This is a genomic window from Thermococcus indicus (genome assembly GCF_006274605.1).
GTDB lineage: Archaea > Methanobacteriota_B > Thermococci > Thermococcales > Thermococcaceae > Thermococcus > Thermococcus indicus.
Map to the genome: position 1 here is coordinate 34,968 of NZ_CP040846.1, position 23,742 is coordinate 58,709.

Genomic DNA, 23,742 nt, shown 5'->3' on the forward strand with positions numbered 1-23,742 from the left:
TCTATCACCTCAGGTCGGCTTTTCTAAACCTGAGCCACGAGATGGCTAAGTAGACGAGCGTCGGAACGACCAGCATCGCCAGGTTGCCGGGATAGTTTAGAATCTCCGAAAGGGACTTCGGTGGAAGGTTCCTCCTCGGAGAGACTGCCATCGCAAGCACGGTGTACTGCAGGAAAGGACTCGGCACGAGGAGGGAGTTTTTGGCCAGAGCATCAACGAAGGAACCCCCTGCCGAATTTGAAGCTGCGATGACGGCGATTGGAACGGCGAAACCCAGGAGAAAGGCGAAAATCAAAGAGAGGAAAAGCGCTTTCCTGCCCCTCATGAAGGCTGAAAGCAGGTAGCCGAGGGCCAGATACTGGACGAGCGAGAGGAGGAGCAGGGAACCAAAGGTAAGGCCGAGTTCAAGGGTTTTACTCATGGGAGCACCCAAGTGGAGGGCGTAGGCAACGAGGAAGACAACGTAGAGGGCAGTTCCAATGAACACCGCAAAAACGTCGCTCAGGAGCGTCCCGAGGAAGAAGTCCCTCCTTCTCAACGGCTTGCTCAGCAGAACCCTAACGGTGCCGTTCTCGATAGCCGAGCCTATCGAGACTGCCCCGAGAGGCAGAACAACAAAGGGCAAGAATACGCCATTCAGAGCTGAAATTAAGGCTCTTAAAAGACCGGAAAGGCCATAGCTGGCGTAATAGTCCCCGAGCGTGTCCAGGTTAAGGAAGGCCGTTAGGGCGGCCAGGGCGACGAAAGCTATGAAGCGCCTGCTCTGAAGGCTTAACCCAAGGAAAACACCATAGAGCCCGCGGGGGGAGAAGGAAAAACCGGGCACCGGTAGGGGTTCGGAGCTTCTAAGCTCTTTCCGCCTGAACAGCTCCATCCCGATTAGCGACAGGCCAACGGAAAGGGCCAAAAGCTCCCCAACAGCTCCGTGGGAGATGAAAACGTCCTCTCCAATGGAAACGGCCCTCTCAAGGTAGACCGTTGGAACGAAAGAGTAGTCAGATTTTCCGAGGAGCAGGAGCGCAATAAAGGCCCCGAGCCCGAGAAAAACCCCCGAATCGCGGGAAGTCGTAAGGGGGATTAGGAGCAGGGCGATTCCGAGGACGCCGACCAGCGAGAGCGAAAGGGCGAGGGAGCCGACGAGGTAGTCCCCAACCGCGAAACCGTGAGCCAGCATCGCGAGCGCTCCCGAGAGTGCAACTCCAAGGGCAGAAATTAGGGCGAGCTTCAGCCCCTCAGAGGCCCAGTCGAGGAAGTAGCGCCTCCTCGTGAGGGGCTTTGAGAGGAGTAATACCACGTTGCCCCGCTCGAAGTCCGAGCCGAAGCGCGAGAGGAGCAGGATTAGGATTAGGGGAACCAGCAGGAACTTGAGAAAGTTGGGGAGCCACTTTGTGAGCAGGTCGGCGGTTATTAGGTAGCCGAGCCTTTCAGGAGGGACGTTCGGGTAGTGAATAGCAAATCTGTGAACGTCTATCTCGACCGCTATGGCCGGGAAGAGGGAGATGAGGAATAGAACGGACGAAGATCCTGCCTGTTGGATTTCAAGTCGCATTTTTCTCACCGCAAATCCTTCTTGTCGAACACTGCAACCGAGATGCTCACGTAAATCCCAACTGAGGCAATTGCCGTCAGCGCGTCTCCGTAGGACAGCGTTCCGTTCAGGAAAGCACCACTGAGGGAAAGCACAGGCAGGAGGAGCTTCTCGGCGAGGTTCGGGGAGGAAAACTTAACCATTGTCCCAATGAACGCGAAGACCACTCCAACGGACCAGATAACCCTTAGCTCCCTGCCGAGGAAAATAGCAGGCAGAAGGGAGAATGCAGAAACGCTGAGAAGGAAGAGAATTAGAACTATGGCAGAGAGCTCAACGGCGTGGGCGTTTGGGTAGTAGTGCCACTCGATGGGCATAGCGATTACTGGGAAGAGCACTGAGAGCAGGGCAACTGCCCCAAAGTGCTGGAGAAGTGCTGAGAACCTTCTAATGGGCTTCGACAGGACGAGGGGCTCTCTCGGAAGCTCAGTAGAGTGAAACGCTATCAGAATTCCCCCGAAAAGGGCCATGAAGAAGGTGTAGTTGCCCACTACCATCTCGGGTGTCAGAACTTTGTCTGGGTCGCTGAAGAAGCTCACAGTGTAGAGAACCGAGATTAATAGTACGCCATAGAGGGTCTTCGAGTGCAGATACTTCCTGAATTCTAAGCCAATCAGCCACATTTCAAGCCCTCCATTCGCGTTTTTTCATCACGACAAAGTAGAGCGAGGAGTAAATGCTAATTGAAATCAGCTGATAGAAAACACCGCGGTAGGAGGAAAGGAGTGGATTCCAGAGTGAGAGGAGTGGCGAGAGTCTTAGGAGTGAGACAAAAGTAAGAATGAATAGAATCGGCAACACCAGGGAGAGTTTTGGGCCGAGACCCAAGCTTCCAATGAAAAGACCCGCGGAAACTCCGGAAACCACTACGAGAACGGCGCTCAAAAAGTGTTTGGAAAGGGCAAAGGGAACAAGAGGGATCAGAAGGGCTATCAGGTATGAAATCATCATGGCGAGGGAATATTCAACCCTCGATACAGGATTCTTAAGTTCAAAAACGGTGTTTTCGAAGGCCATCGAACAGAGTGGGAAAGCAAGAATGAAGATGAACAGCGAGTACGTCATGGCGGGTGTTGTGGAGGGGGAGAATGAATAGTAAACAAGTCCAAGTACAAAGAGGATAGATGTGATATTTGCCAATCGTTTAAGGTACAGACGAACAATCCAGTACATACTTAAACCTCCTAACTGATTTAAAAAATTCAGAAAATTAGAAAAAATAAAATTTGCGAACTCAGTCCCACCAGTGGCAGTGCTGGTCGGTTTCACAGGCATCACTCTTCCAACACAAGTCAATGTAGCAGTGATCAGATCTACAGGAGTCCTTACTGCAGAGATCAAGCCCAGCACATGCAGGAAGAACGTCCCCTGGTCCTCGTCCATTTAGCTTCTTAAACATTACATTCACCTCCGTCAGTCCTTTCCACAGGTGTCTCTCCAGATGCAGATATCTATGTCACAACCAGTATCCTCCACACATTTGTCGTGGAGGACACATATCCCATCTAAAACCACAATACAGATGTCCGGCTCCACCGGGTTATCGCCGGCGTTCAGCTTCTTAAACACCAGCTATCACCTCCTTCAGTTTTTGGGTTTTGGCCTCATCGGACTCCTCGGCCCTCACCCCTCTCTGGGGTGAGCGTGAGAAGACCTCATTCAACCAATCCTCGTCAAGATTCGAGTAGAGCCAAGAACCCCACTTCACAAGAGCAAACATGTAGGCGCAGTGGAACTCGTCGGGGAGGAATATATCGCCGTTGTAGTAGTGGTTGTTGTAAATACAACCACCGCCACAGTAGGCCCTTATCGGGCAGTTCGAACAGTTGGGCCGCCTATCTACGGTATGGCGCAGAATCTTCTGAATGAACCCGTTCTCCCACCTGAAATCATCAACGTGACCAATCACGAATTCTTCCATCCCAACGAACCTGTGGCAAGGATATATCCTCCCGTCCGCCGAAACTCCAAAGTAGCTCCTGGCAACGCCGCATGGATAATGTCGGTAGGTGCCAGAGTAAATCATGTGAACCATCTCACGGAGCTTCGTGTAAACGATTCCCTTCTCCTTGTAGTGTTCAAGCTCGTCCTTCGCTATCTTCTCCAGGGCGGACTCAATGAGTTTGGCATGCTCCTTGGTTAGCGGTGTGCTGGTGGTGGCGGGCTCAAGATGAATACTCCTAAAACCAAAATCAACGAAAAACCGATAAATCTCATAGTACCTGCCGATCTGTTCGGGCAGAATCGTCGCGCGGACGCTGACCTTAACGCCGCGCTCAAGCATCTTTCGAGCGTTCTTGGCCACAACATCAAACGTGGGGAATCCACCCCTCAATGGCCTGTTGTGGTTTTGAACCTCCCTGGGACCATCAAAGCTCAAAGTTACCGTGAAGTTGTTCTCGAGGAAAAAGTCAATGACATTATCTGTGACGAGGTAACCGTTGGTTGTTATGCTGAAGGTAACAACTTTATCGTGTTCCTTAGCTCTCTCTTTTGCATATTGAACCAGCTCCCGAATCAGCGGAAAGTTCAACAAAGGTTCGCCACCGAAAAACTGAAGGTTAACAGCTTTCTTCCCTTCCCTCATTAGCAGATCAATGGCCTTTTTACCAACTTCAGGACTCATTCTGGTGTTGGGAGTATGATACGTTCCACCATCACCGTAACAGTAAACGCACGCAAAGTTGCAGTCCTCCATGACGTTAAGGGAGAGGGAGGAGATCTTAGATTTCATAATTCCAAGATAGGGTTTTACAGGAAGTTTAGCTTCAAAGAACACCCGGCGCAGGCTCTCATCGGATTTAATTTCATCTATCAAAGAATCCCAGTCAGATTCGGAGTACTCCATTACAAAACGCTCTCGGGCATCACTCCAGCCCAGTTCTGCCACAAACCTGCAGAAGTCGTAGGTTTTCTTATCGACTTCAAAGAGGGTTCCTGTGGATGAATGCAAGACAAAATACTTGCCACCAACGTGGAAGGTGTGCAATTCCGGTCTCACGTTACCAGACATTGTACTCTAACACCTCCGAAAAAAAACTGTGGTTAATGCATATAAGATTTTCTATTCATTCAAAAAACAATAGAGTATTAAAATTTTTCTACCCCATCAAAACGATCAAAAATAAGCAAAAACACGTCCTCAAGTGATAGGTCCTCCACCTTAATTTGAAGGGTACCTTTCGAGGAGAGAAACCTCACGAACTCATCGACCTCGTTGAGCCTGAGATAGGCCCTAACGTGGGTGTAGTCCCCTTTGGTAAGACACTGAACCATAGACCATCGAGCACATTCAACTCTCCCCTTAACAATCGCGCTGACCTTTTTATCAACCGGAGCCCTAAGCTTCCTGCTTATCTCCTCGGGCTTTCCCTCCAGGATAGGCCTCTTGTTGAAGAGCAGAACCCTGTCGCTCAGCTTCTCCGCCTCCCCAAGGTCGTGGGTGGTGAGGATAACCGTTGTCCCAAAGTCACGGACTAAGCTTAATATTGCATCATGTATCTCGCTCTTGGTTATCACATCGAGAAAAACCGTCGGCTCGTCGAGTATGAGGTATCTGGGCTGTACCACCAGGGCGGAGGCGATGTAAACCTTCTGCTTCATTCCGGCCGAGAGCTTCTGGTACCACTCGTCCCTCTTCTCCCACAGGTTCAGCAGCTTGAGCGCGTACTCTATGCGCTCCCCTATCTCACCCTCCGGGACCTTCCACAGCCTCGCGATGAACTGGAGGTTTCGTTGAACGCTCAGACGCCACTGGAATATGCCCCACATGTCCCTCTCGCCGGTGAAAACGGTGAACATCTTGCTCGCAACTTTGCCGTGCTCCCTAAAGCTGTCGTGGCCGTCGATGAGCAGTTTTCCAGAACTCGGCTCGAGGAGGCCGTTGGCGATTTTACAGAGGGTTGTCTTTCCCGCGCCGTTGGGGCCGAGGAGGCCGAATATCTCCCCCTCCCTCACCCGGAAGCTCAGGTCTATGAGGGCCGGAATCTCCTCCCTGGGCTTTCCGAGAAAATCACGAAGGCTACCCAGATCGAAGAAGCCCCTGAAAGGGGGCGGATAGTACTTGGTGAGATGCTCTGCTTCTATCATCTAACCACCTCACACGTGCCCGAGGGTTCCCAGCTGCATTGCCTTTCCAACGCCCCACCGAAAGGTCGCGATTCCAACCAAGAGCATAATGCCAGTGGTCAGGGCAAGGTTCACGAAGCTGGGCCAGATCTGAGATACTGAATAGCCCCCACCCATCGTCAGCCTGGCCATCTCAAGAATATACCTCTCGGGGTGTATCTTGGAAATAGGCTGGAGCCACCAGGGGAGCGCGTCGGGCGGGAAGTAGAGACCGCTCACGAGCTGGGAGGTGAGGTTGAGAAACCAGTTTATCGGGTCCTGCCTGGCCTTGGTCGCCGCCCGAAAGCCGGCGGAGAAAAGTTCAAGGGCGAAGGTGAGGGTGAAGCCCGCGAGGATAACGAGCAGGGCACCGAGGTTGATGTGTATGACCAGACCGTAGAAGAGAACGAAGACCCCCGTTATCAGGCCCATTATCATAAGGCTCCAGACGACGTTCCAGGCGTTTATTCCCACGAAGATCGCCACCATTCCGGCGGGGGAGGCGTAGAGCATCGGGAAGCTCCGCCCAATCAGGAGCTTGGAAAGACTACCGCGGGGAAGGAATATTATGTTGTGCACGATGAAGCCTATCAGAAAGAACTGGAGGAAGGAGTCAGTCCCGTACTGCTCGATGTTCGCGTTTATAGTCACCAGGCTGGCGAATATCCCCATCACCGCAACCTGGATTAGAAGGCCTATCAGATAGCTGACCACGTCCCAGCGGTAGCTGAAAAAGACCTCCCTCTGAACCTTGAAGAACTCGCGGACTATTCTAACACCGTCCTTCATTCCCACCGAAAAAAGTCAGAAGGGAGGTTTAAAAGAATATCGGCTCACTTGTTCATCATGAGCCTTATCCTCTCCGCCGCATCCTTGGCCTTGTCCGAGATGTTGCTGAGCGTTCTGGCGATGTTTAGGATGTAGAAGCCGTCGCCCCAGCTCATGGAGTCGGCGTTTTCAAAGACCAGCTGCATGAGCTTCGTGTCGAGGCCGTCTATCTCCTTCTCAACGCTCTCTATCTGCCTGATTATCTCGTACTCCCGCTTTATCTCACCCTCGGTGAAACCGCTCTCTATGACGCGGTCCATCTGAACTATGGCCTCGTGGACGAGCTTTGCAGCTTTGATGCTCTCCATGCCCATCTCGAGAATTATGTCCTTGGCCTCCGTCGGGACGCAGTCGGGCTTCTTGACGAGCAGCCACTTGGCGGTGTCCTCGGCCGCATCCGCCACCTTGTCCTGCATGTGGAGGTAGATGAGAACGTCCTCCCTCGCGACGGCCATCATGAGCTTCGAGCTGAGGGAATCCCTTATCTCCTCCTTTATCCTGTCCGCAACGTCCTCAAGGCGGTCAACCTCGATGGCAAACTCTCTCATACCCTCGTAGTCGCACGCGTACCATGCCTGAAGCGCCTTCTCGAGCGTTTCAACGGTGTTGAGCACGACATCCGCGTGCTTTATGAGGGGCTTGAAGGGGCTCTTCGCGAAGAGCTTAGTCCACACCTGCATGCTATCACCCCACGATCATCAGGAGCTTGAATATGGCCGCGCTTATCAGACCCGCGACCGGAACGGTAACGAACCAGGAGATTATTATATCCCTAACGATGTCCTTGTTTATTGCCTTTACTCCCCTTGCGAGGCCTATTCCTATGACCGCGCCGACCACCGTGTGGGTCGTCGAGATGGGCAGTCCAAGCCAGCTGGCGGCGAGAACAACGGTTGCCGCCGAAAAGTCGATGGTGAAGCCGCGCGTGTTGGTTAGCTCGGTTATCTTCTTACCGACAGTTTCCATCACCTTGTAGCCGTAGGTGGCGACACCGACCGCTATCCCGAGACCGCCCATGGCGAGTATCCACTTAGGGACGGGAACCTGCATGCCGCCGAGGCCCATCGTGGCCACCGCGTAGACGGCAGCGACGGGACCTATCGCGTTCGCCACGTCGTTGGCGCCGTGGGCCAGGGCCACGTACCCGGAAGTAACCACCTGCGCCTTCTTGAATATCGCCTCAACGCCGATGAAGGGGTCGCTGCTCGGGAAGCGGAGCTTTATCAGGAGGTAAGTTACCACGAACACGATTATGCCCAGCGGAATACCGTACATCAAAACTCCCGTCTTGAGGTCCTTCCCGTGGAGGACCTTGATGTAGAACATGGTTCCGATGACGACGAACGCCAGGCCAATCCAGAACGGGGACCATATCCTGGCGCTTCTGACGGGGTCCTTTCTCTCGAAGATGCTCTTCGTGAAGGCCTTGAAGATGAGGTAGGCCATTATGGCGCCGATTATCGGCGAGAGGATCCAGCTGAGAACCACCTGGCCCATCTTGCCCCAGTTGACTATCGCGGTGCCGGCGTAGACTATTCCGTAGCCCGCTATTCCTCCTATGATCGAGTGGGTGGTCGAGACCGGCAGGCCGAACTTGGTCGCTATGATGAGCCATATCGTGGCCGCGAGAAGGGCCGCAACGGAGCCATACACGAGGACCATCGGGTCGGTTATCATCGTCGGGTCGAGGATGCCCTTCCTTATCGTTTCGGTGACGCTCTTTCCGAAGAAGTACGCGCCCGTGAACTCAAGGAGGCCGGCTATTATAACCGCCTGCTTCGGGGTTATCGCCTTGGCACCGACGGCGGTGCTCATCGAGTTTGCGGCGTCGTTGGCACCTATCGCCCAGGCCATCGAAAATCCTAGCACCACGGTTATCAGTAGCCATACGTCCACACTCACCACCGGGAGAGGCTCGAGGGAGGCATATAAATACCTTGCCGCAGTAGAATATAGTTCTATACCCGCATCTATATAGGGGCCAATAGAATAAATAGGAGCCAGGGTGCGAGTTCATGACTCCACCCTGACGGGCTCGACCGTTATCGTGCCGTTGGAGAGCATGCCGAGCCTGACGTAGTGGTAGAAACCTCCCTCGTCCGCTGGAGCGTAGAGCGGAGCACCACCACCGCCGGTGATTACCATCTGGACGCCATCTTCCTCGCCGTACCAGTAGATGTGGATGTGGCTGAAGATTCCAAAGGCGTTGTAGGATTTCATAAGGGCCAAAAGCTTCTGGGCGTCCGCGGGGTTCATCGCGTGGTCACCGTTCGGCCTCGGGTCGATCGGCGGCGCGTGGAGAACGAGGACCGGCCTCCTGCCGGATTCCTTCGCCTTTCTGAGTTCGCTCTCGAGCCAGGCGAATGTCTCATCGCTCAGCCCGTAGTCGTGCTCGATGTTGTTGATGATGATGTAGTAATAACCGCCCAGGGCAAAGGAGTAGTCGTCCGGACCGAAGAACCGGTGGTAGACGTTTATCCCCTCGCCCCTGTACTCGTGGTTGCCCGGAGCCACGAATATCGGCTTGTTCCACTTCCACTCCTTGAGGAGCTCGCCCCACTCGTCCACCTTGCCGGAGTAAACGAGGTCACCGCCGTCGAGGATGAAAAGGGCGTCACCTTCGTCGTTTATCCTGTCCCGTATCTTGAGGAACACCGGCGGAAGCTCCTTTCCCCCGTCGGGCCTGTGGTCTCCAAAGGCTATCACCGTGTAGTTGCCGACGTCCTTTGGAGTTACGCTGAAGGAGGAATCAGAGGCGGTGAACTTGACCCAGGTATCGCCCGTCTCGGCCCCCTCGGGCAGGTTCAGCACAGAGGGATTGGTGTTCTCGATGACGTATGTGAGCGTAGCCCCGGTTCCGTCCTTAACCTCCACGCTGACGTTGAAGCCCAGGGCGTGAATGTAAACCGTGGAGCCGTTGACGAGCCTTATGAAGCCGCCCTTTACTGTGACGTTCTCGCCATCAACGATGCGCCAGTAGTAGATGAACGGCTCCACCGTCTTGAAGGAATCGAGGTACCAGCTCTCGCCGTCGTCCGGAATTCCGTTCCAGTTGTTGTCCCCTATGACCTTGAGAAGAATCCCCTCGAACTCGCCGCTCCTCAGGACGTCATCCGTTCTAAGGGGTGCCCCGCTCTTTAGGTTCATGGCGTACTCAAGGGCCGCGCCAGCGCCGGCCTTGCTGGTGCCCGTGAAGACGAAGTACGCCTTTCCATCCTCGTTGAAGGCGGCGAAGACACCCTTGTCTTTTCCAACGAACTTGACGCCGAACTTGTAGACTATGTAGCCAAAGTAGTCGTTAACCGTTATAAGTATCGGCTTTCCTCTGAGGAGCTCTCTTGCATCGGCGGGGGACAGTATTGCAATACCCCCATCGTACTGGCTCGCGGGAAGTATCTGCGCGTTCGGGAAGTAGTGCTTCGCGAGATCCTCGTAGCCCTCGCTGACGTAGACCCTGGAAACGTCCGCAAGCTCGGACCAGCCCGCAAGAACCTCGCCCTTTCCGTAGGCCCCGAAGTCTATCCCGCCGGCGGGAGAGGTAGCTGTAGTGGAAGTCCCCGTTGGAGTACTCTGGCTTATGCATCCCGACGCCAGCACGATGAAAACCAGGAGAATTCCAAAAACGGCCCTCTTCATTGCGTTCACCTTCCGAAAAATTGGAACGGGAGCTTAAAGCACTTTTGATTGGCATCACGAACTCGGCAGATTTAAATAGCCCCAGGCCGAAAGTATTTCGGTGATACCATGTTCGTCGGACACTACACCGAGGTCCCCGAGAAGGACACCGGTTTTGAGGGAGTGACGATAAGGTGGCTCGTTTCTCCAAAGCTCGGAGCAAAGAACTATGCGATGCGCTACTTCGTCCTCAGGAAGGGCGCGGAGATACCGCTCCACGACCACGACTGGGAGCACGAGATATTTATCGTGAGGGGAGAGGGCATCATAACGAACGGAAAGGAGGAGTTCCACGTCAGGGAGGGCGACTTCCTCTACGTCCCGCCCAACGAGCCCCATGGATACAGGGCGACCGGAGAAACGCTGGAGTTCCTCTGCATAATCCCGGCCAAGAAGGAGGCAATTCCAGAGGACGAGTGGGCCTAATGGCGCCGGTAGTGGTAGGCCTTTATCTTCTTCCTTCTTAGAACGAGGATATCGGCTTTTCTGGATTTTGAACGTGGGGGTTCCTCCTCGAGCAGGAGCCACGCCAGGTCGTATGCGAGAGAGGCGATTATGAACAGGAAAATCCCGAAAACTATCAGCGGGGTGTAGTACCAGACCACACCGACTCTTGGAATCACCAGAACAACCCTGCCAACCACTTGGGAGTAATAGACCCGCCAGGGGTCTGTGTAGTTCCTGTTGTCCCCCTTGGTGATATAGTACATCCGCATTTCCGGATCGGCATTCATGCCAACGATGCGGTGGGTTATCCTGTAGGTCGTGTTGCCTATGTCCACGCGGTAGAGGATAACATCCCCCACGTGAAGCTCACCAGGAGAAACCGGCATCGTGATGACGAGGTCATTGGGGTTGATATTGGGCTCCATTGAGTCGGTGAGTATAACGACGTACTGGAAGCCGAAGACGAAGTGGAGAACGATCACTAAGGCCACGAAAGCGAAGAGGAGATACGAGACAACCGAAAGAACGTCAATGCGACGCTTTCCCATTCAGCACCACCTAATTAAAGCCGCACTCGGCACCCATCCCAGCGATTTCAGCGGTGTACCTTGAATACCGCACAACACAAACCCAGTCGATGTAGGCTAAAAGGTTGACGGTGCTCCACCAATCAGCGTTCGCCTGGCCGAAGCCGATGGAAATCTCCCTGTTCCTGAAGCGGTTGCTGGTTTCAAAGGTGTAGGAAGCCACCAAAGCCCCGCTCGAGAACTTCTCGATCCTGCCGGTGCTGTTCCGAGGGGTAACCAGTATCTCGCCGAGGTAGTACTGCTTCCCGGCGTACTTGTTGGTCTCGTCGCTTCCGCTCCGGTCGTTGCCGAACTCGAAGCGGAACTTGGAGTTGGAGTTCTCCTTAATCGCTATGTAGTCGTATCTGTCCCCGTTGCCAACATCGGCATGAATGAACATGTAGAAGGGGTAACTGACGACCCCCTGCTTACCGGAGCCCCTTTTGAACTTGAAGACTACGGCGTAGGAGTCATCGACCTTGAGCCTCACCAGCTCGGCCTCCTTTGCCGTGCTTCCAGACCACCAGTCGGTCGAGATGGTCGAGTTCACGACCAGCTTTCCCTTCTTGATGTAACGCTCCCCGCTCCCAAAGGCCCCCGAGCTGGAGAAGATGCCACTATCGACGTGGGGGTAGTTCTTGAGGCTGTTGAAGGACTCCCAGTAGACGAAGAGCTCGGCCGGTTTCCTGTACCTCCTATAAGGGTTGTCCGAGCCGTAATAGATCCGCACGGTGGCCCGGCCGTTGGGGGCTATGTGGGGGACCTTGAAGAAGACCGTGAAGACGCTGGAGGACTTCCGCATCACCCAGTAGTAGAGGGGCTTCCCGTTTTCATCGACGACGTAGACGTTGCTTAGCTTCAGCCTGGAGTAGGCGACTATTCCCTCAGAGGGCATCGTGATGTTGAAGGTGTAGTTGACCAGCTCACGATTCTCGAGGTTGGTGACGTTCACATCTATCCAGAACTTCTCGCATTGGGAAGCCCCGATGGACTGGACGCTAACCCATATCGAAGGGACTGCAAGGGACGGAGTGAGAAGTAAGGCAGTCATGAGAAGGGCCACCAGTGGAAGTTTGGCGTCGATGTGGTGGCGTGGCATGTTTAGCACTCATAAGGGTCAGAAAACGTGGAAAATGAAAGGAGGTCGGGCGTGTAGCGTTCATCCAACCTATGCCAAGTGCCAATCATGTATTGACCTGATTGCCAGCAATAACAAGGGACACACTCTTGATGTAGTTTTGAGTAAGGTCTATGTTAATGCCTGAAGACACCGTAATTGTAGTATCAGAGGCCCCAATGTTGCCATTAACATGAATAACATTATCATCGTCGAGGGTTATGTAGAGATCCCAAGTGCCATCCACACCAGGCCCCTGATCAAGGGTTATCGTAGCGCCAGTTATAGTGGTCCCTGAGATATCCCAGTTGATGGCGGCAGTAGTAGTGTCTATCTTAGCATCCGTATTGGAACCACCACCAACCTGCTGAACGTTCACAGTAATTGCCGGAACAGCCAGTGCAGCTCCAACCATCGCCAGCACAAGGGCGAGTGCCAGCGGAATTAACCTCTTCTTATTACTCCTTCTCATTCTGATTCACCCCCTAGGCTAGAGAGCTATAAGGTATGATTAAACGATAGTATAAATAGTTTTCTAAATCCAACCGGATTGGTTCACCCTTTGATATTGTAAGTTCTACAATGAAACCTAAAACCCGTTAGATATCCCTCAACAAGCATTGAATACTCCTCAAGGGAGATACCTCAGCGGAGGGGTATGCCCTTAAGATACGTTGAACCGGCCCACTCGACCCGAACCTGCAGGAATTCGCCGGGCTCGCCGGAATCGAGGATTATATCCTTGTAGTTGAACGTTCTGCCCTCTATTCCACCCTTCTTCCCCTCGCCGTGGACGAGAACCTCAACGGTTCTCCCAACGTAGGCGCGGTTTATCTCGTAGGCGATGGCCAGCCGGAGCCTGTGAAGCTCCCTCGAGCGCTCCTTGACCTTCCAGCCCGGCAACTGCTTCCATTTTGCCGCTATCGCCCCTGGCCTCGGCGAGTAGCGCGAAACGTTGATTTTGTCGGGCCTAACGCGCTCCACCAGCTCAACGGTGTTCCTGAAGGCCTCGTCCGTCTCACCAGGGAAACCAACTATTATGTCCGTGTTGAGGTTCAAATCACAAACCTTCTTACGAAAAGTTCGAACTATCTCCTCAAACTCTTCCACAGTGTACGTTCTGCCCATTCTCTTGAGAACCTCATTATCCCCGCTCTGGACGGGCAGGTGGAGGAACTTGTAGACCTTCTCATCGGTGTAGGCATCAACGAGCTCGTCGAGGAACTTGAGAACGTGGTTCGGGTTCATCATTCCAACCCTGACCCTGAAGTCGCCCTCGATGGCCGTTATCTCGTCGAGTAGCTCCGCCAGGTTCGTCCCGATGTCGAAGCCATAGCATCCGGTGTCCTCACTCGACAGCTGTATCTCCTTGTATCCCCTGGCGAGGGCCTCCTTAACCCACTTAACGACGAGCTCAGGTTTGTAGCTCTTGAGAACCCCGCGGGCGAAGCGGGTTGCACAGTAGGTGCAGGCGTTGAGACAGCCCTCACTTATCGGGACGACGAAGGCAACGCCGCCCTTCCAGAGGCGGGGGAGCTCGAGCTTATCTATGTTCCTCTCACGCCAGCCCTCGACGCTCACCAGCTTTCCGCCGCGCTCCGCTACGCCCACCGCCTCGGCTATCATATCTATGCTCTTAACGCCGAGTATTCCCGAGACGCGTGGATCTATGGCCCCAGGATTCACGTGGACGAGACAGCCGGTGGCGATGACCTTTTTCCCGGAATCGAGGAGCTCCTTTATCCTCTCGCGCATGTGCTTCTCGGTGGGGTCCTTTACGGCGCAGGTGTTCACGATGACGTAGTCGGCATTTTCCGGGGTTTCCACCAGCTCATAGCCCGCGCTAACCAGAAGAGCCTCCATCATCTCTGCATCGGCCCTGTTCCTCGTGCAACCGTAAGTCTCGACGTGAACCCTAACCATCGGTGGGCGCTCTGGGAAGGGGTTTAAAAAGGGTGCGGTTCAAAAATGAGGATTAAACCACACCCAGCATACTCAGGAGCATGAAGAGAGCGGCGAAGAGGAAAACGGCCAAGAAGGCCAGTTTCTTCCGTATCCAGCCGGGGGGCTTGTTGTAGTGCCTCATGACCAGAAAGGAAAGGAGGGAGACTATGAGAACCGGGACGAGGGCCGAAACCGCTATGAAGAGCGTGCCCGGCAGGTGGCGGTCGATGCCAGAGGTGTCGAGAAAAGCCACAGTCCAGTAGAGCAGTATCGGCGAGAGAAGAACCAGGAACACAACTATAGCCACGATAATCGCGGACTCCTCGTCCATGGAACCACCAGGAAAATCTTGGTCAATGCATTAAAAACGTCTCGCAAAAGAGCGGGTAAGAATAAGAGGGAAAGGAAATCAGATGACTTCGCCAAAGGCGAACTTCCTCTTGACCGAGTTAATGACGATCTCAACCTCGTCGCCGACCTGGGTGTTCGGGACGAAGATAACGAAGCCCTTTATCTTGGCGATACCATCGCCACCCTTTCCAAGGCTCTCAATCCTAACTCTATACCTTTCTCCAACCTTAACAGGGGCTTCGTAGCCACCGCCAAATCCATCTCCATACATATCTAACACCAACTCTTTCAACTTTCAGGGCTCCCTCGAAAGACTCCGAGAAGAGTCCCATTGAGAACTCATCGTCAAGGGTATATAAAGCTTTGGGTAGATTTTGGGCCCTTAAAGTCACCAAAATGCTGTTTCGAGCCACATGAGGACACTGATGCATTATTTTTCAGAAATCCCGCGCTTCCAACCCTTAACCGTGGAGGGTTTCGGCGCCGATGTCAGCAGGCAGATAATTAACCTTTGGTTAATAACAAAGGGTTAGATACCTTTGTTTTCAATTCTAAGCTTCAAAAAACCCTTTTAAGAGAATTTTTTCTATGTTAAGCGGAAATCCGGGAAAATGAAGCCTAGATAAGGTTGTAAACCAAAAGTGGGGGGACGCACAATGGGTTTCATTCCTGTATTCATTTGGTCATTCGTGCTCTGGCTTGTGCTGACAGCGGGCAGCAAGGGCATGCTGTGGAGCCCCGAAGAGCTCGTCGCGGGAGTGGTGTTCTCGGGGATAATCGCATTCACGACGAAGGACATCATAGGTGAGAAGGCCGCGAGGTTCCTCAACCCGGCGAAGTGGGCCGGCTTTGTGGTTTACTCCATCGGCCCGCTCTTCTGGGGCATGGTCAAGGCCAACCTCGACGTTGCCTACCGCGTCATAACCGGCAGGATAAAGCCCGGAATCGTTCGCGTTCCGGTTGAGCTCGAAAACGACGCTCAGTACACAATCCTCAGCAACTCAATAACCCTCACCCCCGGAACGCTCACCGTGGACGCCTGCCCGGAGGAGAAGGCCCTCTACGTCCACTGGATAAACGTGACCGAGAAGGAGCCAGCGAATTCCGAGGTCATAGCGGGTTCGTTTGAAAAATGGGCGAGGAGGCTGGGAAGATGATAGCACCGGAGTTCTTCTATGCCGCGGTCATAGTCATGATCGGAGCATTCCTGGCTCTGCTCAGGGTGTTCTTCGGACCGAGCGTGCCTGACAGAGTGGTCGGAGTCGACACCCTCAACACGCTCATCGTTGCCGGAATGGTTCTCCTCGGAGCGGCCTACGACAGGACGATATACATCGATATCGCCATCGTTTACGCCCTTCTGAGCTACGTGGGAACCCTGGCCATAGCCAAATACCTCCAGGGGGGATTGGAATGAGTGCGGTCACCTACGTCATCTACGCATTTCTCACGATAAACATAGTCTTCAACCTACTGGGCAGTTTCTCGCTCCACAGGTTCCCGGACGTCTACACCAGACTCCACGGGGCGACCAAGTGCACCACCTTCGGGACGATATTCGCGGTTCTGGCGGTGGTAGTTCACGCCGCCTACCAGCTCCACCTCACCGGCGACCCCAAGTACCTCCAGATGGCGCTTCACAGCCTCGTTGCCCTAATCGCCCTGCTCCTCACAAACCCGACCGGAGCGCACGCGATAGCCAAGGCGGCCCATCTGAGCGGCTACAAGCCGGCCAAAGCCGTCATTGACGCGTACGAGGACAAGCTCAGGGGTGGTGCCGAATGAACGCCCTTTCGATGGACATGGTCATACAGTTCGGGATACTCCTCGGCGTGCTGGTAGCGGCCTACATCACGATAACCATGCGCGACCTGCTCAGCGCGGCCATCGCTTCGGCGGCCATGAGCCTGCTCCTCAGCCTTGAGTTCTACATGCTCCACGCGCCGGACGTTGCGATAGCCGAGGCCGCGGTCGGAGCCGGCGTCGTTACGGCCGTGGTTGTGTATGGAATCGCCAAAACGGAGAGATGGGAGCGTGAGGGACCATGAAGAGGACTTTCGGAGCTCTCGCACTGTTGTTCCTCCTCGGAGTGCTGCTCGTCGTTGCGAGCCCTTCAACCGGAATAAAGTTCGGCCTCGGCGGTGAGGACTGGAAGGCCTACCGCTACACCGACCAGTACTACATCGAGCACGGTGTTGAGGAGGTCGGGGGAACCAACATAGTCACCGACATAGTGTTTGATTACAGGGGCTACGATACCCTCGGAGAGGCGACCGTTCTTTTCACCGCCATAGCCGGAGCGGTGGCCCTGCTAAGGCCCTGGAGGAGGGATGAGGATGAAGAGTGACATGGGACTGATCGTTAAGACCACCGCGAGGGCAACCATTCCGCTCATAGGAATCTTCGGTGCCTACGTGGTCTCACACGGTCACCTTACGCCGGGAGGCGGCTTCCAGGGTGGAGCGACCATAGCGGGAGCCGGGATACTGTTCCTCATAGCCTTCGGGCTGGGCGAGATGAAGAGGCGCTACAACCACCACCTCTACTCTGCCCTCGAAGGTCTGGGTGGCCTGGTATTCCTCGGAGCGGCGATGCTCGGCCTGGGAGTTGCGTTCTTCTACAACACGCTGTGGCACAGTGGGCCGGTCTTCAACGGCCAGCCGGGAACGCTGCTCTCTGCCGGTTATCTGCCGGTAATGAACATCGCCGTGGGACTTAAGGTCTTCGCGGGACTGGTCAGCGCGATGGTTGCCATAGCGGCATTCAGGAGGTGGAACGAATGATACCGTTCCAGTTCATCACGGCGTTCCTGCTAATAGCCATGGGAATCTACGCCCTCCTCTACAAGAGGAACCTCATCAAGCTCATACTGGCCCTCAACATCATAGATGCAGGCATCCACCTGCTCCTCATAAGCTTCGGATACCGCATAGAGGCGGGCCAGATACCGACGGCGCCAATCTACACGGGCTACGAGACCGTAAAGAGCGCCATGGTCGCCCCGATTCCGCAGGCGCTCACGCTCACCAGCATAGTCATCGGGGTCTGCGTTCTCTCGCTGGCGATGGCCCTCACGATAAACGCCTACAGGCACTACGGAAGCCTCGACGTTAACAAGCTCAGGAGGTTGAGAGGATGAACGGGCTGATCCCGTACCTCATCATAGTCCCGCTCCTCGGAGCGTTCGCACTGCCCATAGTGGGCCTCGCGGGAAGGAAGGCCAGGGAGCTTTGGGCGATACTCATAACCGGCATCACCCTCGGCGTCGCGGCCGGACTGTTCAGAGAGGTCTGGAAGAGCGGCGAGATACTCGTCTACACCCTCGGCGCGAAGAGCCCCCTCGGAAACGGAGTTCCGTTCCCGATAAGGATAGTCTGGGAGGTGGACCTGCTGGGCGCACTCTTCGCCCTGATGGTGACCTTCATAGCCTTCGTGGCCGTGCTCTACTCCAGTGAGTACATGAGGCACGACACCGGGCTTGAGAAGTACTACGCCCTGGTCCTCGTCCTCGAAGTTGGAATGCTCGGCATAGCCATAACCGGCGACCTGTTCAACTTCTACGTCTTCCTGGAGATAATGAGCATAGCGAGCTACGCGCTGGTGGCGTTTAGAAACGACACCTGGGAGGGCATCGAGGCGGGCATAAAGTACATGTTCGTCGGCTCGCTGGCCAGCTCGTTCATCCTCCTCGGCATAGTGCTCCTCTACGGCCAGTACGGAACGCTGACTATGGCCTACCTGGCCAAGATGATAGCCGAGAACCCGACCTTCACCGCCAAGGTGGCCCTCGGCCTCCTCGCGGGAGGGCTTCTCTTCAAGAGCGGTGCCGTTCCGGTGCACATGTGGCTCGCGGATGCTCATCCAGCGGCTCCGAGCTCGATCAGCGCCATGCACTCCGGCCTGGTCATCAAGATAGGCGGTACCTACGCCCTGGCGAGGCTCGCCTTCAGCGTCTTCAGCGCCGGAATCAGCACCAGAACGGTCGGCTGGATAATCATATTCTTCGCCTGCGTGACCCTCATAGTCGGAAACGCGATGGCGGTGATACAGACCGACATGAAGAGGCTCTTCGCCTTCTCGTCGGTGGGACAGATCGGCTATATCCTGCTGGGAATCGGAATTGGCCTTGCCGCGTATGGAAGCGACGTCGGCCAGGTCGCTCTGGCGGGTGCGATATACCACACCGTGAACCACGCGATAATGAAGGCCCTCCTGTTCCTGGTTGCTGGAGCGGTCATACACCAGCTCGGAACCAAGAACCTCAACGAGCTGAGCGGAATAGCCAGGAAGATGCCGGTCACGAGCTTCGCCTTCCTGGTCGGTGCGGCCGCGATAATCGGCCTTCCGCCGCTCAACGGCTTCGCAAGCAAGTGGCTCATCTACGAGAGCTCGGCGCTCTTCAACCCGTTCCTCGCGGCAATAGCCGTCATAGGCACGGCCTTCTGTACGGCAGCATACATCAGGGTGCTCTTCACGTTCTTCGGAAGGCCGAGCGAGAGGGTCATGAATGCCGAAGAGCCAGGAAAGGCCATGCTCGTGCCGATGCTCATACTGGTGGTGGCAATAATCGTCATGGGACTCTTCCCGTGGGCCATCAGCGACAAGGTCATGCTTCCGGCGGCAAAGACTCTGGAGAACATAGGGGCTTACGTTTCGGCGGTGCTGGGGGGTGCGTGAAATGTTTGGCTACTGGGATGCACTCTACTTCGTTTACGTCTTTGCCATAGGCCTGCTCATCTCGTACGCCCTCTACAAGTGGGCCGAGCGCTCCAGCACGGGGACGAGGAGAACCGGCGATGGAACGAAGATATTCCTCAGCGGTGAGGACCAGGACGAGATTATTCCGCAGTTCGAGCACTTCCAGGGCTACGTCACCGGAAGACACGTCATGTGGGGCCTCATAAGGGGAATCCACAGGATGTTCCTGGTCTTCCGCAGGGAGCACACCGGACTGCTGAGCGACTACATCAGCTACCTGCTCGTCACGACCGCGATAATTGTGGGAGCGCTGATAGTGTGGGGGTGAGATGAATGGCGATTAAGGTTAGGAGGGCAGAGACCAATGTCAGCTCAAACTCCTCGGAGCGCGAGAGGCTTGAGAGGGAGATATCAAAGCTCTGCAGGTATATCGGAAGATCACCCTGGGTGTTCCACGTGAACAGCGGCAGCTGCAACGGCTGCGACATCGAGATAATAGCTGCACTGACGCCGAGGTACGACGCCGAGCGCTTCGGTGTGAAGCTCGTCGGAACGCCGAGGCACGCCGACATACTGCTCGTAACCGGGCCAGTGACCGACCAGAGCCTTGAGAGGGTCAAGCTGGTCTACGAGCAGACTCCGGACCCGAAGGTAGTCATAGCCGTCGGAGCCTGCCCAACCGGCGGAAGCGTGTTCTTCGAGAGCCCCTTCACCAACGCGCCGCTGGACAGGCACATACCGGTGGACGTCTTTGTGCCAGGCTGCCCGCCGAGGCCCGAGGCGATACTCTACGGAGTCGTGCTCGGTCTGCAGAAGCTGATAGAGAGAATTGAAGGTAAGGAGGGGAGCGGAGAATGAACGTTGACGAGTTCGTTAAAGCCTTTGGCGAGAGGTTCCCCGAGGCGGAGGTAAGGGTGAGCGAGAACAAGCAGCCCCACCCAAAGAGGCGCGTCTGGGTCGAGATAGACCGGGAGAAGTTCCACGAGGCGATGAAGTTCATCAGGGAGCTCGACCCAAAGGCCCAGTTCTCCATCATCATCGGAATGGACGCCGGCGACAGACTGCTCGCCAAGTACCACATGGAGCTCTTCTGGGAGGAGGGTGAGAGCCTGTCGCTCGTCATAGGCACGAGCGTTCCCAAGGACGACCCCAGGCTGCCCACGGTCACGGACGTCTTCCCGAGCGCGCTGCCCTACGAGAGGGAAAACCAGGAGTTCCTTGGATTCATATTCGAGGGAATTCCCGACCCAAGGAGGCTCTTCCTGCCCGACGACTTCCCGGAGGGAATCTACCCGCTGAGGCTCGACGAGACCGGAATCAAGCCGGAGATGGTGAAGAACGCCGGCCACCCGTACAAGATAGGGGGTGCGAAGAAATGAGGCCAGTTCAACAGGTTCACACTCACCCTGCGCCCGGAGGGCGCATTTCACGGGTGAACAGAAGCAGAGGAGGCAGTAAAGAGGCACCGATTGGAGGAAAAGCGAGTTGGATAAATAATAACTTTCCGCGAGCGCTTTGCGGAGCAAAGGGCTCTAAGGAGGGCTCAAAATGAACGGAAAGCTTGAGTACTGGGTTAAGATACCCATCGGACCCATTCACCCCGCACTGGAGGAGCCCGAGAAGTTTATCATCACGCTCGACGGAGAGAGGATAATCAACGTCGACGTCAAGCTCGGCTACAACCTCAGGGGCCTGGAATGGATAGCCATGAGGAGGAACTACATCCAGATACTCTACCTCGCCGAGAGGATATGCGGAATCTGCTCCTTCTCCCACAACCACACCTATTCCAGAGCCGTTGAGGAGATGGCCGGCATAGAGGTGCCCGAGAGGGCCGAATACATCCGCGTGATAATCGGCGAGCTCGAGAGGATCCACTCCCACCTGCTCAACCTCGGAGTCGTTGGGCACACCATAGGCTACGACACCACCCTCCACCTCAGCTGGCTCGCCCGCGAGCGCGTCATGGACATCCTGGAGGCCATCGGCGGCAACAGGGTCAACTACTCCATCAACACCATCGGCGGCGTGAGGAGGGACCTGGAGGAGAAGCACATCAGGGCAATACTCGACATGATAGAGAACTACAGGAACGAGGTCATGCCCAAGATAGAGGAGATATTCCTCTACGATCCGACGGTCGAGGCCAGGCTGAGGGACGCTGGCGTCATTCCCAAGAGGATAGCCATCGAGTACAGCGCCCAGGGACCGACCGCCAGGGGAAGCGGCGTGAAGAAGGACGTCCGCTACAACGAGAGGCTGAGCGTCTACCCTGACCTCGGCGTGAAGCCGATAACGCCCAAGGAGTTCACCGGAGTTGTCAAGGGGGACGTTTTCGACAGGATGGTGGTCCGCGTTGGGGAGCTCTGGCAGAGCATGGAGCTCATAGAGAGGGCCATAGACCAGATGCCAGAGGGCAAGATAAAGGCAGTTCCAAAGGACAACACCCTCCTGTTCCAGCTCAAGAAAGCCGAGGGGGAGGGAATAGGCAGGTACGAGGCCCCGCGCGGTGAACTCATCCACTACGTCATGGCCCAGAAGGGCAAGGACGTTCCGGCGAAGTGGAAGATGCGCGAGCCCACGTTCCCGAACCTGTTCGCGATAGCTAGAGCGTTGGTCGGTGAGCAGGTGGCGGACGTTCCGGTTGCGATAGCCTCGATAGACCCCTGCCTGAGCTGTACGGACAGGGTCGCGGTGGTGGATGCTAACACAGGAAGGAAGAAGGTCCTCACCGAAAGGGACCTCCTCAGGCTCTCGATAGAGAAAACCAGGGAGCTGAACCCGAACGTTAGGGCGAAGCCCGAAGTTGTTGGAGTAGGCTGCCCGAGGGGTGGTGTCCTATGAACGTCCTCTACGCAACGCTCGGATTCCTGGGGATTTACGCTTACGTATCCTTCGCCTCACTGCTCTGGGGAGGCATAGACAGGAAACTGGTTGCAAGGATGCAGCGCAGGATGGGCCCCCCACTGCTCCAGCCGTTCTACGACTTCCTGAAGCTGGTGGGCAAGGAGTCCATAATCCCGAGGGACGCCAACAGGTTCTTCGAGCTGGCCCCCGTGCTGGCTCTCGCCACCTCCATCGCCCTGCTCGCCTACACCCCGCTCGGATTTGAACCCATCTTCGGAACCAAGGGAGACGTGATACTCTTCATCTACCTGCTGACCCTAATCGGCTTCCTCAGGGTCGTTGGTGCCGTTAGCTCGGGCTCCCCCTACGCCCAGATAGGCGCCCAGAGGGAGATGATAATCCTCGTCTCCAGGGAGGGGCCGATGATGCTGGCCCTCTTCACAATACTCTGGCGCCTCAGCGATCTCGGCGTTACAAAGCCGTTCAGCATGGGCACCTTCTACGAGCACAACGTCTGGGAGCTCGGGACGCCGATGAGCATAATAGGGGCCGTGGTGCTCCTGCTCGTCTTCCTCGCCTGGCTCGCCAGCGAGATTGAAGTCGGCTACTTCGACATCCCCGAGGCCGAGACCGAGCTCGCCGAGGGAACGATGGCCGAGTACAGCGGAAGGCACCTGGCCCTCTTCGAGCTGGCCAACGCGATAAAGGCCTTCGTGAGCGCGAGCCTCGTCGTGGCGATATTCTTCCCGTGGGGCATATCCGGCTACATCGGGCTCACGGGGCTTCCGGCAGTGGTCATAGACCTGCTATTCCACACCCTCAAGGTCTTCGCCGTGCTCTTCGTGAGCATGAGCCTTTTCAGGGCGGTGACAGGAAGGCTCAGGATAAACCAGGCGGTGAGCCTGTTCTGGACCAGGATGCTTCCGGCCGCGATAGTCGGGGCGCTGTTGCTGGCAATAGACACCCTGGGGGTGGTGGCATGAGGGTCCCACCGACGCTCTCAGCCGTGCTGAGCAACCTGTTCAAGAAGCCGGCAACCAATCCGTTCCCCGCGAGCGATCCGGTTCCGACTCCAGAGGGCTTCAGGGGCAAGCTCATCTACTATCCCGACAAGTGCGTCGGCTGCAGGCTCTGCGTCATGGTCTGCCCGGCCGGGGTTATAGAGTACGTTCCAGAAGTCAGGAAGGTCACCTTCTGGCTCGGAAGGTGCGTCTTCTGCCAGCAGTGCGTGGACGTCTGCCCTGTCAAGGCCCTGGAGATGAGCGATGAGTTCCTCTTGGCCACGGACGACAAGTACAACGACAACCTCCGCTGGTTCAAGGAGGATGAGATAGAGGCGCTCAAAAAGAAGCTGGAGGAGCAGAAGAAGGCCAAGGAGGCGGCAAAGAAAGGGGCCGAGTCCCAGAAGAAGTAGCCCCTTTCTTTCCTTGTTTTTCCCACCGACGATTCCAGTCCCATAATGGACTTTTCTGAACGTCCATCCCCTCTAACCTACTACAACGTACAGTTTTATGGACGTACGTCAAGGGTCGTCCAATTTATATTTGTCAAATTTCTGGTTGTTAACCATTTGT

The 23,742-nt window shown here is 55.5% G+C and carries 31 protein-coding genes; 15 read left to right on the top strand and 16 right to left on the bottom strand.

Annotation, left to right across the window (positions count from 1 at the left end):
• Positions 1–4: 4 nt before the first annotated feature.
• The 10 genes from FH039_RS00195 to FH039_RS00235 all read right to left on the bottom strand — a co-directional run bounded on the left by FH039_RS00195 (position 5) and on the right by FH039_RS00235 (position 10,159).
• Positions 5–1,549, bottom strand: coding sequence for an ABC transporter permease subunit (locus tag FH039_RS00195; protein ID WP_139679747.1), 1,545 nt, complete (start codon positions 1,547–1,549; stop codon positions 5–7).
• Between the two features lie 5 nt (positions 1,550–1,554).
• Entirely contained in the window at positions 1,555–2,211 is a 657-nt protein-coding gene (locus tag FH039_RS00200; protein WP_139679748.1) for a hypothetical protein, read from the bottom strand.
• A 1-nt stretch (position 2,212) separates the two neighbouring features.
• Positions 2,213–2,971: a hypothetical protein gene (locus tag FH039_RS00205; protein WP_168188349.1), complete on the bottom strand. Its 759-nt coding sequence runs from the start codon at positions 2,969–2,971 to the stop codon at positions 2,213–2,215.
• 30 nt (positions 2,972–3,001) lie between these two features.
• Positions 3,002–3,157: a hypothetical protein gene (locus tag FH039_RS12080; RefSeq protein WP_168188350.1), complete on the bottom strand. Its 156-nt coding sequence runs from the start codon at positions 3,155–3,157 to the stop codon at positions 3,002–3,004.
• A complete protein-coding gene (locus tag FH039_RS00210) occupies positions 3,150–4,601 on the bottom strand; it encodes a radical SAM/SPASM domain-containing protein (RefSeq protein ID WP_139679750.1) in 1,452 nt (483 codons plus the stop codon). The genes FH039_RS12080 and FH039_RS00210 overlap by 8 nt, the downstream gene beginning before the upstream one ends.
• A 77-nt stretch (positions 4,602–4,678) precedes the next feature.
• Complete coding sequence (locus FH039_RS00215) at positions 4,679–5,677, bottom strand: ABC transporter ATP-binding protein (protein WP_139679751.1); 999 nt, start codon at positions 5,675–5,677, stop codon at positions 4,679–4,681.
• Between the two features lie 9 nt (positions 5,678–5,686).
• Positions 5,687–6,484: an ABC transporter permease gene (locus FH039_RS00220; protein ID WP_139681506.1), complete on the bottom strand. Its 798-nt coding sequence runs from the start codon at positions 6,482–6,484 to the stop codon at positions 5,687–5,689.
• A gap of 44 nt (positions 6,485–6,528) precedes the next feature.
• Entirely contained in the window at positions 6,529–7,203 is a 675-nt protein-coding gene (locus FH039_RS00225; protein ID WP_139679752.1) for a TIGR00153 family protein, read from the bottom strand.
• Between the two features lie 4 nt (positions 7,204–7,207).
• Complete coding sequence (locus FH039_RS00230) at positions 7,208–8,377, bottom strand: inorganic phosphate transporter (protein WP_394344282.1); 1,170 nt, start codon at positions 8,375–8,377, stop codon at positions 7,208–7,210.
• A 159-nt stretch (positions 8,378–8,536) separates the two neighbouring features.
• Positions 8,537–10,159, bottom strand: coding sequence for a metallophosphoesterase family protein (locus FH039_RS00235; RefSeq protein ID WP_139681507.1), 1,623 nt, complete (start codon positions 10,157–10,159; stop codon positions 8,537–8,539).
• A gap of 108 nt (positions 10,160–10,267) precedes the next feature.
• Here FH039_RS00235 and FH039_RS00240 point away from each other — a divergent pair, with 108 nt between their 5' ends.
• Positions 10,268–10,624 (top strand): cupin domain-containing protein, encoded by a 357-nt coding sequence (locus tag FH039_RS00240; protein WP_139679754.1) that lies wholly within the window; start codon positions 10,268–10,270, stop codon positions 10,622–10,624.
• Here FH039_RS00240 and FH039_RS00245 read toward each other — a convergent pair.
• The 6 genes from FH039_RS00245 to FH039_RS00270 form a co-directional block, all read right to left on the bottom strand.
• Positions 10,621–11,193: a signal peptidase I gene (locus FH039_RS00245; protein WP_139679755.1), complete on the bottom strand. Its 573-nt coding sequence runs from the start codon at positions 11,191–11,193 to the stop codon at positions 10,621–10,623. The genes FH039_RS00240 and FH039_RS00245 overlap by 4 nt on opposite strands.
• A gap of 10 nt (positions 11,194–11,203) precedes the next feature.
• Positions 11,204–12,310, bottom strand: a complete 1,107-nt coding sequence (locus FH039_RS00250; protein ID WP_139679756.1) for a DUF2341 domain-containing protein — start codon at positions 12,308–12,310, stop codon at positions 11,204–11,206.
• An 85-nt stretch (positions 12,311–12,395) separates the two neighbouring features.
• Positions 12,396–12,800 (bottom strand): hypothetical protein, encoded by a 405-nt coding sequence (locus FH039_RS00255; protein WP_139679757.1) that lies wholly within the window; start codon positions 12,798–12,800, stop codon positions 12,396–12,398.
• A 173-nt stretch (positions 12,801–12,973) separates the two neighbouring features.
• A complete protein-coding gene (locus FH039_RS00260; RefSeq protein WP_139679758.1) occupies positions 12,974–14,251 on the bottom strand; it encodes a tRNA (N(6)-L-threonylcarbamoyladenosine(37)-C(2))-methylthiotransferase in 1,278 nt (425 codons plus the stop codon).
• A gap of 52 nt (positions 14,252–14,303) precedes the next feature.
• Complete coding sequence (locus FH039_RS00265) at positions 14,304–14,603, bottom strand: hypothetical protein (protein ID WP_139679759.1); 300 nt, start codon at positions 14,601–14,603, stop codon at positions 14,304–14,306.
• A 78-nt stretch (positions 14,604–14,681) separates the two neighbouring features.
• Positions 14,682–14,894, bottom strand: coding sequence for a TRAM domain-containing protein (locus tag FH039_RS00270; protein ID WP_014013099.1), 213 nt, complete (start codon positions 14,892–14,894; stop codon positions 14,682–14,684).
• 385 nt (positions 14,895–15,279) lie between these two features.
• Here FH039_RS00270 and FH039_RS00275 point away from each other — a divergent pair, with 385 nt between their 5' ends.
• The 14 genes from FH039_RS00275 to FH039_RS00340 all read left to right on the top strand — a co-directional run bounded on the left by FH039_RS00275 (position 15,280) and on the right by FH039_RS00340 (position 23,582).
• Positions 15,280–15,780, top strand: a complete 501-nt coding sequence (locus FH039_RS00275) for a monovalent cation/H+ antiporter subunit E (protein ID WP_139679760.1) — start codon at positions 15,280–15,282, stop codon at positions 15,778–15,780.
• On the top strand, positions 15,777–16,040 hold the full coding sequence (locus FH039_RS00280) for a cation:proton antiporter (protein ID WP_048056655.1): 264 nt from the start codon (positions 15,777–15,779) through the stop codon (positions 16,038–16,040). The genes FH039_RS00275 and FH039_RS00280 overlap by 4 nt, the downstream gene beginning before the upstream one ends.
• Positions 16,037–16,408 carry a monovalent cation/H(+) antiporter subunit G gene (gene mnhG, locus FH039_RS00285; protein WP_058938998.1) on the top strand — a complete coding sequence of 124 codons (372 nt, stop codon included), beginning with the start codon at positions 16,037–16,039 and terminating at the stop codon, positions 16,406–16,408. The genes FH039_RS00280 and mnhG overlap by 4 nt, the downstream gene beginning before the upstream one ends.
• Positions 16,405–16,671 carry a DUF4040 domain-containing protein gene (locus tag FH039_RS00290; RefSeq protein ID WP_014013094.1) on the top strand — a complete coding sequence of 89 codons (267 nt, stop codon included), beginning with the start codon at positions 16,405–16,407 and terminating at the stop codon, positions 16,669–16,671. Before mnhG ends, FH039_RS00290 begins: the two co-directional genes overlap by 4 nt.
• Complete coding sequence (gene mbhE / locus FH039_RS00295; protein WP_139679761.1) at positions 16,668–16,970, top strand: hydrogen gas-evolving membrane-bound hydrogenase subunit E; 303 nt, start codon at positions 16,668–16,670, stop codon at positions 16,968–16,970. The genes FH039_RS00290 and mbhE overlap by 4 nt, the downstream gene beginning before the upstream one ends.
• Positions 16,960–17,406, top strand: a complete 447-nt coding sequence (locus tag FH039_RS00300; RefSeq protein ID WP_139681508.1) for a Na(+)/H(+) antiporter subunit B — start codon at positions 16,960–16,962, stop codon at positions 17,404–17,406. Before mbhE ends, FH039_RS00300 begins: the two co-directional genes overlap by 11 nt.
• A complete protein-coding gene (locus tag FH039_RS00305) occupies positions 17,403–17,762 on the top strand; it encodes an NADH-quinone oxidoreductase subunit K (protein ID WP_014013091.1) in 360 nt (119 codons plus the stop codon). The genes FH039_RS00300 and FH039_RS00305 overlap by 4 nt, the downstream gene beginning before the upstream one ends.
• On the top strand, positions 17,759–19,300 hold the full coding sequence (locus tag FH039_RS00310; RefSeq protein WP_139679762.1) for a proton-conducting transporter transmembrane domain-containing protein: 1,542 nt from the start codon (positions 17,759–17,761) through the stop codon (positions 19,298–19,300). The genes FH039_RS00305 and FH039_RS00310 overlap by 4 nt, the downstream gene beginning before the upstream one ends.
• Position 19,301: 1 nt before the next feature.
• A complete protein-coding gene (locus tag FH039_RS00315; RefSeq protein ID WP_139681509.1) occupies positions 19,302–19,649 on the top strand; it encodes a hydrogenase in 348 nt (115 codons plus the stop codon).
• A gap of 5 nt (positions 19,650–19,654) precedes the next feature.
• Entirely contained in the window at positions 19,655–20,179 is a 525-nt protein-coding gene (locus tag FH039_RS00320) for an NADH-quinone oxidoreductase subunit B family protein (protein WP_139679763.1), read from the top strand.
• On the top strand, positions 20,176–20,700 hold the full coding sequence (locus FH039_RS00325; protein WP_139679764.1) for an NADH-quinone oxidoreductase subunit C: 525 nt from the start codon (positions 20,176–20,178) through the stop codon (positions 20,698–20,700). Before FH039_RS00320 ends, FH039_RS00325 begins: the two co-directional genes overlap by 4 nt.
• A gap of 169 nt (positions 20,701–20,869) precedes the next feature.
• Positions 20,870–22,165: a hydrogenase large subunit gene (locus FH039_RS00330; protein ID WP_139679765.1), complete on the top strand. Its 1,296-nt coding sequence runs from the start codon at positions 20,870–20,872 to the stop codon at positions 22,163–22,165.
• On the top strand, positions 22,162–23,151 hold the full coding sequence (locus FH039_RS00335) for a respiratory chain complex I subunit 1 family protein (protein WP_139679766.1): 990 nt from the start codon (positions 22,162–22,164) through the stop codon (positions 23,149–23,151). Before FH039_RS00330 ends, FH039_RS00335 begins: the two co-directional genes overlap by 4 nt.
• Positions 23,148–23,582, top strand: a complete 435-nt coding sequence (locus tag FH039_RS00340; RefSeq protein WP_139679767.1) for a 4Fe-4S binding protein — start codon at positions 23,148–23,150, stop codon at positions 23,580–23,582. Before FH039_RS00335 ends, FH039_RS00340 begins: the two co-directional genes overlap by 4 nt.
• Positions 23,583–23,742 lie beyond the last annotated feature (160 nt).

Bases quoted from the DNA above. Each gene is read 5' to 3' on its own strand.
- FH039_RS00195 (WP_139679747.1), bottom strand. From the start codon at position 1,549: ATGCGACTTGAAATCCAACAGGCAGGATCTTCGTCCGTTCTATTCCTC.
- FH039_RS00200 (WP_139679748.1), bottom strand. From the start codon at position 2,211: ATGTGGCTGATTGGCTTAGAATTCAGGAAGTATCTGCACTCGAAGACC.
- FH039_RS00205 (WP_168188349.1), bottom strand. From the start codon at position 2,971: ATGGACGAGGACCAGGGGACGTTCTTCCTGCATGTGCTGGGCTTGATC.
- FH039_RS00210 (WP_139679750.1), bottom strand. From the start codon at position 4,601: ATGTCTGGTAACGTGAGACCGGAATTGCACACCTTCCACGTTGGTGGC.
- FH039_RS00215 (WP_139679751.1), bottom strand. From the start codon at position 5,677: ATGATAGAAGCAGAGCATCTCACCAAGTACTATCCGCCCCCTTTCAGG.
- FH039_RS00220 (WP_139681506.1), bottom strand. From the start codon at position 6,484: ATGAAGGACGGTGTTAGAATAGTCCGCGAGTTCTTCAAGGTTCAGAGG.
- FH039_RS00225 (WP_139679752.1), bottom strand. From the start codon at position 7,203: ATGCAGGTGTGGACTAAGCTCTTCGCGAAGAGCCCCTTCAAGCCCCTC.
- FH039_RS00230 (WP_394344282.1), bottom strand. From the start codon at position 8,377: ATGGCCTGGGCGATAGGTGCCAACGACGCCGCAAACTCGATGAGCACC.
- FH039_RS00235 (WP_139681507.1), bottom strand. From the start codon at position 10,159: ATGAAGAGGGCCGTTTTTGGAATTCTCCTGGTTTTCATCGTGCTGGCG.
- FH039_RS00240 (WP_139679754.1), top strand. From the start codon at position 10,268: ATGTTCGTCGGACACTACACCGAGGTCCCCGAGAAGGACACCGGTTTT.
- FH039_RS00245 (WP_139679755.1), bottom strand. From the start codon at position 11,193: ATGGGAAAGCGTCGCATTGACGTTCTTTCGGTTGTCTCGTATCTCCTC.
- FH039_RS00250 (WP_139679756.1), bottom strand. From the start codon at position 12,310: ATGCCACGCCACCACATCGACGCCAAACTTCCACTGGTGGCCCTTCTC.
- FH039_RS00255 (WP_139679757.1), bottom strand. From the start codon at position 12,800: ATGAGAAGGAGTAATAAGAAGAGGTTAATTCCGCTGGCACTCGCCCTT.
- FH039_RS00260 (WP_139679758.1), bottom strand. From the start codon at position 14,251: ATGGTTAGGGTTCACGTCGAGACTTACGGTTGCACGAGGAACAGGGCC.
- FH039_RS00265 (WP_139679759.1), bottom strand. From the start codon at position 14,603: ATGGACGAGGAGTCCGCGATTATCGTGGCTATAGTTGTGTTCCTGGTT.
- FH039_RS00270 (WP_014013099.1), bottom strand. From the start codon at position 14,894: ATGTATGGAGATGGATTTGGCGGTGGCTACGAAGCCCCTGTTAAGGTT.
- FH039_RS00275 (WP_139679760.1), top strand. From the start codon at position 15,280: ATGGGTTTCATTCCTGTATTCATTTGGTCATTCGTGCTCTGGCTTGTG.
- FH039_RS00280 (WP_048056655.1), top strand. From the start codon at position 15,777: ATGATAGCACCGGAGTTCTTCTATGCCGCGGTCATAGTCATGATCGGA.
- mnhG (WP_058938998.1), top strand. From the start codon at position 16,037: ATGAGTGCGGTCACCTACGTCATCTACGCATTTCTCACGATAAACATA.
- FH039_RS00290 (WP_014013094.1), top strand. From the start codon at position 16,405: ATGAACGCCCTTTCGATGGACATGGTCATACAGTTCGGGATACTCCTC.
- mbhE (WP_139679761.1), top strand. From the start codon at position 16,668: ATGAAGAGGACTTTCGGAGCTCTCGCACTGTTGTTCCTCCTCGGAGTG.
- FH039_RS00300 (WP_139681508.1), top strand. From the start codon at position 16,960: ATGAAGAGTGACATGGGACTGATCGTTAAGACCACCGCGAGGGCAACC.
- FH039_RS00305 (WP_014013091.1), top strand. From the start codon at position 17,403: ATGATACCGTTCCAGTTCATCACGGCGTTCCTGCTAATAGCCATGGGA.
- FH039_RS00310 (WP_139679762.1), top strand. From the start codon at position 17,759: ATGAACGGGCTGATCCCGTACCTCATCATAGTCCCGCTCCTCGGAGCG.
- FH039_RS00315 (WP_139681509.1), top strand. From the start codon at position 19,302: ATGTTTGGCTACTGGGATGCACTCTACTTCGTTTACGTCTTTGCCATA.
- FH039_RS00320 (WP_139679763.1), top strand. From the start codon at position 19,655: ATGGCGATTAAGGTTAGGAGGGCAGAGACCAATGTCAGCTCAAACTCC.
- FH039_RS00325 (WP_139679764.1), top strand. From the start codon at position 20,176: ATGAACGTTGACGAGTTCGTTAAAGCCTTTGGCGAGAGGTTCCCCGAG.
- FH039_RS00330 (WP_139679765.1), top strand. From the start codon at position 20,870: ATGAACGGAAAGCTTGAGTACTGGGTTAAGATACCCATCGGACCCATT.
- FH039_RS00335 (WP_139679766.1), top strand. From the start codon at position 22,162: ATGAACGTCCTCTACGCAACGCTCGGATTCCTGGGGATTTACGCTTAC.
- FH039_RS00340 (WP_139679767.1), top strand. From the start codon at position 23,148: ATGAGGGTCCCACCGACGCTCTCAGCCGTGCTGAGCAACCTGTTCAAG.